Origin of the sequence: Baekduia sp. (genome assembly GCF_035318805.1) — a bacterium.
In the GTDB taxonomy this organism is placed as follows: Bacteria; Actinomycetota; Thermoleophilia; order Solirubrobacterales; family Solirubrobacteraceae; genus Baekduia.
On record NZ_DATHDY010000120.1, the window covers coordinates 25,810 to 37,872 of the forward strand.

Here is a 12,063-nt window from a genome sequence, read left to right on the forward strand (position 1 = left end):
GGGCCGGCTCTACCCGGGAGGCGGCCCCGCCTCTACCGCCAGCACCACCCCGAGCCGCCGAGTCCGTGGCGCCGGTGTGTAACGTGCTGGAGCATCGGAGAGACACTTTTGGCACCGATGACGGTCACCGACACCGCCACCCTCGTCGAGGATCTCGCCGCCACGCGGCAGCGCACGCTCGACCTCGTCGCCCACCTGCCGACCGCAGACCTCGAGCGGCAGATCGCGCCGATCATGAGCCCGCTGGTCTGGGACCTCGGCCACATCGCCGCCTACGAGGACCTCTGGCTCGCCCATCGCCACGCCGGCCTGGACCTGCTGCGCCCCGACCTCGCCGCGCTCTACGACGCGTTCGAGACGCCGCGCGCCGTCCGCGGCGACCTCGAGATCCTCGGCCACGCCGATGCGCTGGAGTACCTCGACGCGGTGCGCGACCGCACGCTGGCCGCCGTCGAGCGCCGGGGCGCCGACCCCGTGCTGCACGAGATGGTCCTGCGCCACGAGCTGCAGCACACCGAGACGATGCGCCAGGCCATGGCCATCGCCGGCCTGCTGCCGGCGGGCGAGCCTCGCCTTCCCGGATCCGGTCCCGCGCGCCCCGCCGACGCGTGGCTGTCGGTGCCCGCCGGCACGCACGCGCTCGGCGCCTCGGACGATCGCTTCGCCTACGACAACGAGCGGCCGCTGCACGCAGTGGACGTCCCGGCCTTCTCGATCGCCCGCCGGCCGGTGACCAACGCCACGTGGCTGCGGTTCGTCGAAGGCGGCGGCTACGTCCGGCGCGAGTGGTGGTCGGCCGAGGGCTGGGCGTGGAAGGAGGAGTACGACATCACGCGTCACGAAGGCGTGGCGGACGGCGCGGCTGACGCGCCCGTCTGCCACGTCTCCTGGTTCGAGGCGGAGGCCTTGGCCCGGTGGCGCGGAGCACGGCTCCCCACCGAGGCCGAATGGGAGAAGGCCGCCGGCCGCCTCGACGGTGTCGGGCTCGTTTGGGAGTGGACCGCCAGCACGTTCGGCGGGTACCCCGGCTTCCGGCCGCATCCCTACCGCGAGTACTCCGAAGTCTTCTTCGGCGACCGCTATCGCGTCCTACGCGGCGGCTCCTGGGCCACCGCACCACGCGTCGCCACCACCACGTTCCGCAACTGGGACCTCCCCGAGCGCCGGCAGATCTTCGCCGGCGTGCGGCTGGCCCGCGACCCCCTTTCCCCCGAGGAGCCGTCCTGATGGAGCCGCTGCTGACCACGACCGACCGCCGCCGCGTCGTGGTGGAGTCCCATCTCGGCGGCGGCGAGCACCGCACGCTGGCCGACGACGTCCTGGACGGCCTGACGCGGCCGTTCAAGGAGCTGCCGCCCAAGCACTTCTACGACGCGCACGGCGCCGCGCTGTTCGACCGGATCTGCGAGCAGCCCGAGTACTACCCGACGCGTGCCGAGCGGGCGATCCTCGCGACGCGCAGCGACCAGATCGTCGCCGCGACCGGCGCCGCCGAGCTGGTGGAGCTGGGCTCGGGCACCGCGGCCAAGACGCGCCTGCTGCTGGCCGCGATGCACCGGGCCGGCACGCTGGAGCGCTACGTCCCGATCGACGTCACCGAGTCGATGGTCCGCGCCAGCGCCGACGAGCTGATCGAGGAGTTCGACGGCCTGCGCGTGCACGGCATCGTCGGCGACTTCGAGCGCCACCTCGACCGCGTCCCGCTGCCGGTCCCCGGCCGGCCGCGCATCGTCGCGTTCCTCGGCGGGACGATCGGCAACTTCCCGCCGGGCAGCCGGCGTCGCTTCCTGCGCTCGCTGGAGCGCCTGCTCGGTGAGGACGGCTATCTGCTGCTCGGCACCGATCTGGTCAAGGACGTCGCGGTGCTCGAGGCCGCCTACGACGACGCCGCCGGCGTGACCGCCGCCTTCAACCGCAACGTCCTGACCGTCGTCAACCGCGAGCTGGACGCGAACTTCGTCCCCGAGTCCTTCGACCACGTGGCGTTCTTCGACCGCGATCGCGAGTGGATCGAGATGCGCCTGCGCGCCCAGCGCCCGCAGCGCGTCCACGTGGGCGCGTTGGACCTCCGGCTGACGTTCGCGGCCGGCGAGGAGCTGCGCACGGAGATCAGCGCGAAGTTCACGCGCGAGCGGATCGCCGGCGACCTGGCCGCGGCCGGAATGGTGCTCCGCGACCAAGTGGTCGATCCGGACGGACTATTCGCCCTGAACCTCGCCCAACGGCGAGGGTGATGGTGCGGAAAACTCCCCTTCCCGCCCCGAAGCTCTACTTCTAGACTCTTTGCTTCCATCGGGCACGTGGCACCCGGGCACGGATGACCCGGTCACCCCCGCCGCGGCCGATAAGAGGCGAAGAGAACTGGATGCAGCGGCTCCTTCAGAGCGTCGAGCGGCTTGCGCGTCTCGCACAGCGAGACGCGGGCCTGCCCGCGGTCCAGCGCGTCCTGGGCGAGGAGCTCGTGGCCGTGCTCGGGGTCGACCAGGCGCACGTCGTCGTGCTGGCGGCGGGCCATCCGGGCTGCGGCGTCGTCGCCCTCCGCGGCGCGGGCAGCGCCGAGTACGTGCTGCCGCACGGCGAGGTGCCCGACGCCCTGCGCTGGGTCGCCGACGCCGGCCATCCGGTCACGGTGCCCGACGCGCGCGTCGACGGAGCGCTTCCCGCCGAGCTGGTGCGGACCTACGGTCTGGCCACGGCCGCCGTCCTGCCGCTGCAGGCCGGCGACACCGTGCGAGCGGTCGTCGTGCTCGGGTCGCGCGTCGCGCGCACCTGGAGCGAGGAGGAGCTGCACCAGGCCAGCGCGCTGGCCGACCTCGCCGGGACCGCGATCGCGCTGCGCGACGCGCGGCTGGCCGCGGCGATCGATCCGCTCACCGGCTGCCTGAACCACGGCGCGATGCGCGAGCGCCTGTCAGAGGAGATCGCCCGCGCCCGCCGCCAGGGCACGCCGCTGGCGATCACGATCCTCGACCTCGACGACTTCAAGCGCGTCAACGACACCTACGGCCACCTGACCGGCGACGCGCTCCTGCGCCACGTCGCCGAGGCGCTGCGCGGCGAGTACCGCAGCTTCGACCAGGTCGCCCGCTACGGCGGCGACGAGTTCGTGGTGATCCTGCCCAACGTGCGCGGCCCCCGCGCCGACATCGCGGCGGCGCGCGCGCTGCGCGTGCTGCGCGAGATCCACATCGCCCGCCCCGACGGCGGGCACGAGGGGATCACCGTCTCGTGCGGCGTCGCCGAGTGGGTCGAGCCGGAAGGCCCCGCCGAGCTGCTCGAGCGCGCCGACAAGGCGCTGCGCGGCAGCAAGGCCGCGGGCAAGGACGGCGTCGTCAGGGCCCCGACGCCGGCGCGCTGAGCGGGCGCCGCCGTCTGGCGTGGGGCCGTCGCCGGCGTACCTGAGCCGCAGCGAAGTTGACGCCCGCGTCACCGCGATAGGTTTCGCGGATGGACATCTCTGGAAGTGGCGCACTGGTGGTCGGCGGGGCCTCGGGCCTCGGCGAGGCGACCGCGCGACGGCTCGCCGAGCAGGGCGCCGTCCTGACGATCGCCGACGTCAACGCCGAGCGGGGCCAGGCCGTCGCCGACGAGCTGGGCGCCGGGTTCGTCGCGGTCGACGTGCGCGAGGAGGACCAGGTGCAGGCCGCGGTCGACGCCGCCGCGCAGGCCGACGGAGGCCTGCGCATCGCGATCACCTGCGCCGGGACCGGCTGGGCCCAGAAGACCGCCAACTCGAAGGGCCCGCACCCGCTGCAGCCCTTCGAGGTGATCATCGGCATCAACCTGGTCGGCACGTTCAACGTGCTCCGGCTGGCCGGCGCGAAGATGATCGGCAACGAGCCCACCGAGGAGGGCGAGCGCGGCGTGCTCGTCAACACCGCGTCGGTCGCGGCCTACGACGGCCAGATCGGCCAGGTCGCCTACTCGGCCTCCAAGGCCGGCGTCGTCGGCATGACGCTGCCGGTCGCCCGCGACCTCGCGCAGTACGGGATCCGCGTCAACACGATCGCGCCCGGCCTGTTCGACACCCAGCTGCTCGCCGCGCTCCCGGAGGAGGCCCGTGAGTCGCTCGGCAAGACGATCCCCTTCCCACCCCGCCTCGGCCGCCCCTCGGAGTACGCGCTCCTGGCCGAGCAGATCGTCGTCAACCCCATGCTCAACGGCGAGACGATCCGGCTCGACGGCGCGATCCGGATGGCGCCGCGCTGACCGGGGCCTGGGCCTTGGGGGCGGGCGTGTGGGTCTGCCGTGCGACGCCGGCGGGGCGCGGCTGGCCCAGTCGTTCGTGCGCGCTGGGCGGGTGGGCCTGTTGCGCGCGGGCCCACCGCGCCGAACAGGCCCACCCCCGAGCGCCCGCAGAGGGGAACGGCCCCCAGCCGTCGCGACGGCCCAACCCGTCGCGACGTGGGGACCGTCCCCCTCCGCGCCCTCAGCGCTTGAGCCGGACCGTGACCGTCCGCCGGACCGTCGTGACGTCGCCGGAAGCCGAGCGCAGGACGGCGGCGAGCGATGCGCGCAGCGGGCGGCCGGTGCGCAGCCGCTTGGCGCCCGCGCGGGTCAGCTTCACGCGGACGTGGGCGGTGCCCGGATGGATGCGCGCCGTGCCGAGGGCGAGGACCGCCTTGCCGGCGCGCAGCGTCACCTTCGCGGTCGCCGGGGCGGCCGCCGAGAGCGAGACGGTCGCCGCGCTGCGCCGGAAGGCCAGCGTCCGGGTGGTCAGGCGGACGCCGGGCGCGGTGGCGCTCGCCGGCGCCGATCCACCGCCCTGGCTCTCGCCGCCGCCGCTGCCCGACGGCGCGGTCGGCGTCGAGCCCGCACCGCCGCCGCTGCCCGACGGCGCGGTCGGCGTCGAGCCACCGCCGGCTGGAGGAGCACCGCCGCCGGACGGGGTGCCGCCGCCGCCCGCGCCACCGCCGACCGTGACGGCGCGCGCCGTCGCCGGCGACGTCTCGTGCCCGTCATCGACGTAGCGGAGCTTCACGCTCACCGTCGCCGCGCTCGCGTACGTGCGCGCGACCTGCGCGCCGGTGGACTCGAAGCTGCCGTTGCCGTCGAGGTCCCACTCGTAGCGGGCGATCGACCCGTCGGGATCGGCGAACGCAGTGGGCCGGAACGTCACGGCCTGCCCCGGCAGCGGCGCCGCCGGCGCCCAGGTGAAGTCCGGCGTGGCGAACTGGTTGCCGGCGACGTGGACGCTGCCCGTCATGGACGCGTGGATCTCGCAGTGGAAGCGAAACAGCCCCGGCTTGGCGAACGTGAACGTCGCGGTCGCCCCGGCGCCCGTCCGGGCGAAGTCGCCCGTGTCCCACGCCAGGGGATGGGCGGCGAACGAGCCGCCGGAGAACGTCACGGTGTCGCCGGGGTTGGCCTCCACGTCGGCGGGGGTGTACGGGCCGGCCGCCGGTCCGGCGGGGAAGCCGACGGCATGGTCGTCGGCCTGCGCCGCTGCCGGCACGGCGATCGCCCCGCAGGCGACGGCGACGGCCGCGACGACACGCCGGAGCATCCTCGTTCCCATGTCCAGCCAGACACCGCTGCAGCCGGATCCTTCCCACCGATCTTCAGCCGCGCAGCAGGATCTTCCGGATGCCGCCGAGCGCCGCCGCGTTGCCCTTGGCCAGCACCGGCGCCAGCCGCCCCGCGACCTGCGCGCCGGCCAGGCCGCGGGGCGCGACCGCCATCGTCCACGTCAGCCGCGAGCCGGTCGGCGAGGCCTCGACCAGGAAGTCCTCGGCCAGCCCGTGGAACGCGCGCCGCGACTGCCGCGTGACCCGGAACGTCGCCCGGTGCGGCGCGTCCCAGCGGTAGAACTCCTCCTCGATCGTCACGGCCTTCAGCAGCCGCAGCCGGCGGATCGCGCCGGCCGACTGCGGCCGCGGGGTGGTCCACTCCAGCTGGTCGATGATCGGCGCCCAGGACCACATCTCGTCGCTGCCCAGCGCCTCCCAGACCTGCTCGGGCGTGGCGGCCAGCTCGACGGTCGCGGGGATCACGATCGGCGCCTGCTCGAAGAAGCGATCGTCGATCTCGGCCAAGGCGTAGGTCATGCGCGGGGATCCTGCCAGGAAACGGCGAGGGCCCGCGCGGTGGCGGGCCCCCAGACCGACATGATGTCCTACTAGGGCACCCCTAGCTCAGGCGCTCCACGAGCATCGCCTCGCCCTGCCCCTGCGCGACGCACATCGTCTCGAGGCCGATCGTCTTGTCGAGCGTCTCGAGGTCGTTGAGCAGCGTGGTCATGATGCGCACGCCGGTCATGCCGAACGGGTGGCCGAGCGCGATCGCTCCGCCGTGCGGGTTCAGCGTGTCCAGGTCGATGCCGACCTCGGACGCGATCGGCAGCACCTGTGCCGCGAACGCCTCGTTGAGCTCGGTGACGTCGATGTCCGACGCGCTCATGCCGGCGCGGTCCAGCGCCTTCTTGATGGCGCCGATCGGCGCGACGCCCATGTACTCGGGCTCGTTGCCCCACGTGGCGGCCGTGATGATGCGGGCGCGCGGCTTCAGGCCGAGCTCCTTGGCCTTGTCGGCGCTCATGATCAGCGCGGCGGCCGCGCCGTCGTTGAGCGGGCACGAGTTGCCGGCCGTGACGGTGCCGCCGGGCTTGAAGGCCGGCTCCAGCGTCGCGAGCTTCTCGTAGGTCGAGGACGCGCGCGGGCCGTCGTCCTTGGACACGACCGTGCCGTCGGCGAGCGTGACGGAGACGATCTCGCGATCGAACACCCCGGCCTCCTGGGCGGCCACGGCGCGCTCCTGCGAACGCTGGGCGTAGCGGTCCTGGTCCTCGCGGGAGACGCCGTAGCGCTCGGCGACGTTCTCGGCCGTCAGGCCCATCGCGATGTACGCGTTCGGCTGGCCGTCGTTGCCCTGGAGGTTCTCGTTCTGATCCTCGGGGTGGGCGGCCTCCTGCGCGGCGTTGTAGCGCGAGACGAACTCGACGCCGCCGGCGATGTAGATGTCGCCCTGGCCCGCGACGACCGCGTTGGCGGCGGAGCGGATGGCGTCGAGGCCGGAGGCGCAGTAGCGCGACACGGTCGAGCCGTTGGTGCTCTGGCCGAGCGTGTCGGACAGCAGCACCGCGATGCGGGCGATGTTGTTGGCCTGCAGCCCCTGCGGCAGGCCGCAGCCGGCGATGAGCTCCTCGACGGCGGACGGATCGACGTCGGGGTTGCGCTCGAGCAGCTGGTCCACCACGAACGCGAGGGTCTCATCGGGGCGCAGCGAGGCGAGCGAGCCCTTGAAGGCGCGGCCCACGGGCGTCCGGATGGCGTCGACGATGACGGCTTCGGGCATGAAATCGGTCCTCTCGGAGATGAAGCCCGGCGGTCGCACACCACGGGCAGGTTTATCCCCCGGCGGTCGCACACCACGGGGCCTACGGCTTGAAGGATAGGGCATAGCCCGATCGGGCTATGCCGCTCCGGCCGGGACTTTACTTCTTCAGCGCCGCGAGCACTTCGCTCGCCGCCCGCTGGCCGCTCTCCACCGCGCCGTTGAGGTAGCCCTGGAAGTCCTGGGAGGTGTGCTCACCGGCGAAGTGGCAGGTTCCCGAGACCTCCGCCTCGGCCCCCGAGAAGCGCGTGTACTGGCCGACCCGGAAGTACGAGTACGACCCCTTCGTCCACCGCTGCGTGGGCCAGGCGTCGACCGTTGCCCGCCCGTCCCACGCCCCCGTGATCCCGGGCAGGACCGGCTCGATCTGCCCGAGGAAGCGCCGCGCCAGATCCTGCGGCGTCCCCGCGCCGAACGTCGTGCCGATCTGGCCGCCCGTGTAGTCCACGAGGATCCCGGCCGTCCCCGGCTGCGCGCGGCTCACCTCCCACGTCGCCTGGTAGCCCGTGTCGGCGTAGCTGTCGCCGTTGTTGCCCAGCGTGCGCCAGTGGCGCCGGGAGAACCCGAGGTTGAGCTTGGAGTTGGTGCCCATGCCGAGCTCGTCGATCGCCCATCGCTTCCGCGTCCCGAAGGCGGCCTTGCTGAGGTCGACCGAGCGCAGGAGCGAGAACGGCAGCGCGAGGATGGCGCGGTCGGCCACCGTCGAGACGGTCTTGGCGCCCTGCCGGAAGCTCAACGTGTGCGTGCCGTCGGCGTTGGCCGCCACGGCGACGAGCTCCGACCCGTAGCGCAGCGCGCCGCCGACCCGGGTCGCCAGCCCCTGCGTCACCTGGTCGTTGCCGCCGCGCACGTGGTACTTCTCGTTGGACTTGCCGAAGATCCGCAGATTCCCCTGGCCGGCGTACCCGAGCAGGTAGAGCATGTTCAGGGACGCCTGGTCGGAGGTCTCGGCGCCGTACTCGATGTTGTAGGCCACGTCGAGGAGCCGTGCGAGCTTGGAGGATGCGCCGCCGGGCACGTAGCGGGCCAGCCAGGCGGCGATGCTCATCGCGTCCAGCTCGCGGCCCCGCTGGGTCGCGGACCGGTAGGTGGTCGGATAGGAGGCGGCCGACACGTCGGCGTGGATCTGCTGCCAGATCGCCTTGAGATCGTTCGTCGCGGCGTCCCACGTGTACGGCCGGCCGTCGAAGAAGGTGATCGGCTCGGTGCCGGCCTGCTCGGCCTGGAACAGGTTGTCGAGCTGCAGCCCCAGCTCGCTCACCAGCTGCTTCATGGCGATGTGGTTGCTGTCGACCAGCTCGCCGCCGTGCTCGGCGATCTGGCCGTCGGCGAACACGTCGCGAATCGACCAGCAGCGGCCGCCCGCCCGTGTCGACGCCTCGTGCAGCTGCGGCTCGTAGCCGGCCTGCTGCAGGCGGTAGGCGGCGGTCAGGCCTGCCAGTCCGGCACCGACCACGACGATCCGCGGCTGCGCGGACGCGGCGAACGCCGGGCGGACGGGCCAGGTCGCGACCGCTGCTCCCGCGGCCAGCGTGCCCGTCTGCGCCAGGAAGGCCCGGCGGGTGGTTCCATCGGCGTCGGCCGCCGCACGAGCGGCGGCGCGTTGGAGGCCATCGACCAGCGGGGTGCGAGCCATGGGCCACGGTAGTGCCGCACCGTCGGACGCCGTGGCCAACGTCAGTGCGCCGGCCGCTCCTCCTCGTCCTCCCACAGCTCCCAGTACGCGCGGGCGATCATCCGCCGCGCGAAGCGCATCGTCGGCGCGGGGAGCGCACCGCGATCCACCCAGCGCGCCTCGGCGATCTCGGCCTCCGACGGATGGATCTCCGTCCCGGCGACGTCGGCGGCGTACACAAAGATCCGCTCGCGCTTGCGGTCGAAGCGCGACGCGACCGCCGCGATCGGCAGGATCCCGACCGGCTCGACGCCGAGCTCCTCGGCCAGCTCGCGGCGCAGCGCGGGCTCAGGGTCCTCCCCCGGGTGCAGGAATCCGCCGGGGATGTCCCACTGGTCGCGCCGCGCGTAGGTGTGGCGGACGACGAGCACCTGCTCGCCGCAGCGCACGACGACCTTGACGCCCATGGTGTGCGGCCGCGTGACGAACCACCACGGGCGCAGGACGAGGTACCCGACGCGGTAGGCCCGGCGCAGCATGGCCGGCGAGGCATGGCGGCGCAGGCGCGACTCCACGGCCTCGGCGACGCGATAGGACAACGGCTCACGCGCGCTCATGGCGAACCGGACAGGCTAGGAGCTTCTGCCGATCAGGGGTCCACCTGTTCACGCAGCGCGCAGCGCGTTTGGTGAGGAGCGCTACGCGAGGACCTTGCCGAGCAGGCCGGCATGTGCCGCGACGTCGCGGGCGTAGGCGTCGAACGACGACGCGAACATCGCCTGGGGCCCGTCGCACAGCGCGTGCTCGGGATCCTGGTGGACCTCGACGATGATGCCGTCGGCGCCCACCGCGGCGGCCGCGCGCGAGAGCGGCTCCACGAGGCGGCGATCGCCCGCCGCGTGCGACGGATCGACGATGACCGGGAGGTGCGTGTGGAGCTTGAGCCACGGGATCGCGCCGAGGTCCAGCGTGAAGCGCGTGGCGGTCTCGAAGGTGCGGATGCCGCGCTCGCAGAGGATCACCGACTCGTTGCCCTCCTTCAGCACGTAGTCGGCCGCCATCAGCAGCTCGTCCAGCGACGAGGACAGACCGCGCTTGAGCAGGACGGGCTTGCCCAGCTTGCCCGCGACCTCGAGCAGCGCGTAGTTCTGCATGTTGCGCGCGCCGATCTGGACGACGTCGGCGTACTGCGCGATCACGTCGGCGTGCGCGCTGTCCAGGAGCTCGGTGACGATCGGCAGGCCGGTCTCGGCGCGGGCCTCGGCGAGGATCTCCAGCGCCGGCACGCCAAGCCCCTTGAACGCGAACGGGGAGGTCCGTGGCTTGAACGCGCCGCCGCGCAGCATCGCCGCACCGCCGGCCTTGACGACCTTCGCGACGCCGATCGTCTGCTCGCGCGTCTCGACCGTGCACGGTCCCGCGATCAAGGTGAACGTCTTGCCTCCGCCGACCGTTCGCCCGGCGATGTCGAACGTCGAGGGCTCGTGGTGGCTCAGCTCGCTGGAGGCCAGCTTGTACGGCCGCGAGATCGGGACGACGCGGTCGACGCCGCCCATCCCCTCCAGGCCCAGCTCCGCCACGCCCTCGGGATCGCCGATCGCGCCGATGGCGGTCGTCAGCTCGCCGGGCATCACCACCACGTGCACGCCGGTGGTCTCGACACGGGCGACGACGGCGTCGATCTCGTGCTGCGTCGCCTGCGGGGTCATCACGATCATCATGGGCCCCGAGCATGCTACGTCCCCCTAGGGGAACGCTGGCCCAGAGGGCCAGGTTCCCTTGCGGGTGTTCGCCCAGGGGGCGAAACCCGCGGCGGGTTAGGGCCCAACGCCCCTAGGGGTCGGGGAAGCGCTGGATCGCCAGGCCCTCGGGCGCCTCGCGCATGCCGAGCTCGTAGGTGCCGCCGTGCGCGGTGCGCAGCGTCATCGGCACCGAGCCGCGCGGGTGGACCACGGCCTCGAGCTCCGCGACCGAGCAGTTGGCGACGTGGTGCTGGGAGCCGTCGGGGTCGGCGTAGCGCCAGACCACGGTCTGCTCGCGACGGCTGTGGACGGTCAGCCGCACGCGCGCGGCGCGTCCCCCCACCGACAGATCGAGGTGCAGCGGTCCCGCGTTGACGCGCGGCCGCGCCGTGCCCCCCACGCGCAGGCGCTCGCCGCCGAGCGAGATCACGCCGTTGGCGACCCAGGGAGTCGTCGCGCGCCCGATCCGCACGCGGCCGAGCGCGAGATCGAGCCAGTCGTCCGGGCCGCCCTCGAACGCCGTACCGTGCAGCCAGATCCACCGCTCGGCGTGCTGGGCGCCCCAGTTGTGCCCCACCATGCCCGGCCAGCCGTCGAGCTCGACGGTCGTCGCCCCGACGGTGACGCGCCCGTGGACGCGCACGGCCGGGCGCGGGCTCTCGAGCTTGGTCTTCGGCAGCGGGGCCGAGTAGAGGAACTCCTTGGGCAGGTGGCGCAGCGGCGGCTCGTCGCCGGTCCACCGCAGGTCCCACTCGGCCGGCCCGGCCGCGCCCTCGACGCCGTCGGGCCCGAACGCGCTGTCGCCGATCCGCAGGCGGCCGCCGCCGGCCGCCGGGTCGGACTCGGAGGCCTTGTGCGCGAGCAGCTCGGGGGCGCCGAACACCGTTACCCAGGCCGAGCCGATGGGCGCCTCGCCCGGCGCCTGGTGGACGGTGTGGCGGAGCCAGACCGACCGCGGCCGGTCGGGATCGACCGCGCGCACGTAGTAGGACTCGTAGCCGCCGCCCGCCCCGAAGGACGGGAAGCGCGGCGTCAGTCCTGGGCGTGTCGCAGGCCGAGCCATAGCCAGAGCGGGTAGGTGGCGAAGAGCATCGCGCTCACGGCGTGCGTGGCCCGGCCGGGATGTTCGTGGTCGAGCCGCAGGACGCCGGAGTTGAGCATCCAGTCGCGGCCGCTGCGCGCCCGGCACAGCCGCCAGATCGGCCGCGTCCACGGCCGGTCGAGGTAGAGCGAGATGCTCGTGACCAGGAAGATCGCGAGCGTCGCGGCCGACAGCTTCCGCCGCGCCGGGGGCGGCGCGACCTGCGCGAGCACGCGGCCGTTGGCGTACAGCCAGGGCGGGTCGATCAAGAACGACATGGTGGTGCGCTCCTC

12 protein-coding genes are annotated in these 12,063 nt (G+C 73.4%); 4 read left to right on the forward strand and 8 right to left on the reverse strand.

Going from position 1 to position 12,063, the window contains the following annotated elements; all coding sequences use genetic code 11:
- Positions 1-117: 117 nt before the first annotated feature.
- The 4 genes from VK501_RS24365 to VK501_RS24380 all read left to right on the forward strand — a co-directional run bounded on the left by VK501_RS24365 (position 118) and on the right by VK501_RS24380 (position 4,209).
- Positions 118-1,227: an SUMF1/EgtB/PvdO family nonheme iron enzyme gene (locus VK501_RS24365; RefSeq protein WP_324342146.1), complete on the forward strand. Its 1,110-nt coding sequence runs from the start codon at positions 118-120 to the stop codon at positions 1,225-1,227.
- On the forward strand, positions 1,227-2,234 hold the full coding sequence (gene egtD / locus VK501_RS24370; RefSeq protein WP_324342148.1) for an L-histidine N(alpha)-methyltransferase: 1,008 nt from the start codon (positions 1,227-1,229) through the stop codon (positions 2,232-2,234). Before VK501_RS24365 ends, egtD begins: the two co-directional genes overlap by 1 nt.
- 131 nt (positions 2,235-2,365) lie before the next feature.
- Entirely contained in the window at positions 2,366-3,358 is a 993-nt protein-coding gene (locus VK501_RS24375; RefSeq protein WP_324342150.1) for a GGDEF domain-containing protein, read from the forward strand.
- Positions 3,359-3,447: 89 nt separating this feature from the next.
- Entirely contained in the window at positions 3,448-4,209 is a 762-nt protein-coding gene (locus VK501_RS24380; protein WP_324342152.1) for an SDR family NAD(P)-dependent oxidoreductase, read from the forward strand.
- 220 nt (positions 4,210-4,429) lie between these two features.
- On the opposite strand, the gene VK501_RS24385 is transcribed toward VK501_RS24380, so the two are convergent.
- The 8 genes from VK501_RS24385 to VK501_RS24420 form a co-directional block, all read right to left on the reverse strand.
- Positions 4,430-5,506, reverse strand: a complete 1,077-nt coding sequence (locus VK501_RS24385; RefSeq protein ID WP_324342155.1) for a PKD domain-containing protein — start codon at positions 5,504-5,506, stop codon at positions 4,430-4,432.
- Between the two features lie 55 nt (positions 5,507-5,561).
- Entirely contained in the window at positions 5,562-6,047 is a 486-nt protein-coding gene (locus VK501_RS24390; protein WP_324342157.1) for an SRPBCC family protein, read from the reverse strand.
- 82 nt (positions 6,048-6,129) lie between these two features.
- Positions 6,130-7,293 carry an acetyl-CoA C-acyltransferase gene (locus VK501_RS24395; protein ID WP_324342159.1) on the reverse strand — a complete coding sequence of 388 codons (1,164 nt, stop codon included), beginning with the start codon at positions 7,291-7,293 and terminating at the stop codon, positions 6,130-6,132.
- A 139-nt stretch (positions 7,294-7,432) separates the two neighbouring features.
- Entirely contained in the window at positions 7,433-8,968 is a 1,536-nt protein-coding gene (locus tag VK501_RS24400) for an NAD(P)/FAD-dependent oxidoreductase (RefSeq protein WP_324342161.1), read from the reverse strand.
- Positions 8,969-9,009: 41 nt separating this feature from the next.
- Positions 9,010-9,564: an NUDIX hydrolase gene (locus VK501_RS24405; RefSeq protein WP_324342162.1), complete on the reverse strand. Its 555-nt coding sequence runs from the start codon at positions 9,562-9,564 to the stop codon at positions 9,010-9,012.
- Positions 9,565-9,645: 81 nt separating this feature from the next.
- Positions 9,646-10,668 carry a 3-deoxy-7-phosphoheptulonate synthase gene (gene aroF, locus VK501_RS24410; RefSeq protein WP_414641201.1) on the reverse strand — a complete coding sequence of 341 codons (1,023 nt, stop codon included), beginning with the start codon at positions 10,666-10,668 and terminating at the stop codon, positions 9,646-9,648.
- 112 nt (positions 10,669-10,780) lie between these two features.
- A complete protein-coding gene (locus VK501_RS24415; protein ID WP_324342166.1) occupies positions 10,781-11,752 on the reverse strand; it encodes a hypothetical protein in 972 nt (323 codons plus the stop codon).
- The gene (locus tag VK501_RS24420; protein WP_324342168.1) at positions 11,722-12,048 is read right to left on the reverse strand and encodes a hypothetical protein; all 327 of its coding nucleotides are present in this window, start codon (positions 12,046-12,048) and stop codon (positions 11,722-11,724) included. The genes VK501_RS24415 and VK501_RS24420 overlap by 31 nt, the downstream gene beginning before the upstream one ends.
- Between the last annotated feature and the right edge of the window lie 15 nt (positions 12,049-12,063).

What these genes read in the sequence shown, in the direction of transcription:
- VK501_RS24365 (WP_324342146.1), top strand. Translation starts at nt 118, where the DNA reads ATGACGGTCACCGACACCGCCACCCTCGTCGAGGATCTCGCCGCCACG.
- egtD (WP_324342148.1), top strand. Translation starts at nt 1,227, where the DNA reads ATGGAGCCGCTGCTGACCACGACCGACCGCCGCCGCGTCGTGGTGGAG.
- VK501_RS24375 (WP_324342150.1), top strand. Translation starts at nt 2,366, where the DNA reads ATGCAGCGGCTCCTTCAGAGCGTCGAGCGGCTTGCGCGTCTCGCACAG.
- VK501_RS24380 (WP_324342152.1), top strand. Translation starts at nt 3,448, where the DNA reads ATGGACATCTCTGGAAGTGGCGCACTGGTGGTCGGCGGGGCCTCGGGC.
- VK501_RS24385 (WP_324342155.1), bottom strand. Translation starts at nt 5,506, where the DNA reads ATGCTCCGGCGTGTCGTCGCGGCCGTCGCCGTCGCCTGCGGGGCGATC.
- VK501_RS24390 (WP_324342157.1), bottom strand. Translation starts at nt 6,047, where the DNA reads ATGACCTACGCCTTGGCCGAGATCGACGATCGCTTCTTCGAGCAGGCG.
- VK501_RS24395 (WP_324342159.1), bottom strand. Translation starts at nt 7,293, where the DNA reads ATGCCCGAAGCCGTCATCGTCGACGCCATCCGGACGCCCGTGGGCCGC.
- VK501_RS24400 (WP_324342161.1), bottom strand. Translation starts at nt 8,968, where the DNA reads ATGGCTCGCACCCCGCTGGTCGATGGCCTCCAACGCGCCGCCGCTCGT.
- VK501_RS24405 (WP_324342162.1), bottom strand. Translation starts at nt 9,564, where the DNA reads ATGAGCGCGCGTGAGCCGTTGTCCTATCGCGTCGCCGAGGCCGTGGAG.
- aroF (WP_414641201.1), bottom strand. Translation starts at nt 10,668, where the DNA reads ATGATGATCGTGATGACCCCGCAGGCGACGCAGCACGAGATCGACGCC.
- VK501_RS24415 (WP_324342166.1), bottom strand. Translation starts at nt 11,752, where the DNA reads ATGGCTCGGCCTGCGACACGCCCAGGACTGACGCCGCGCTTCCCGTCC.
- VK501_RS24420 (WP_324342168.1), bottom strand. Translation starts at nt 12,048, where the DNA reads ATGTCGTTCTTGATCGACCCGCCCTGGCTGTACGCCAACGGCCGCGTG.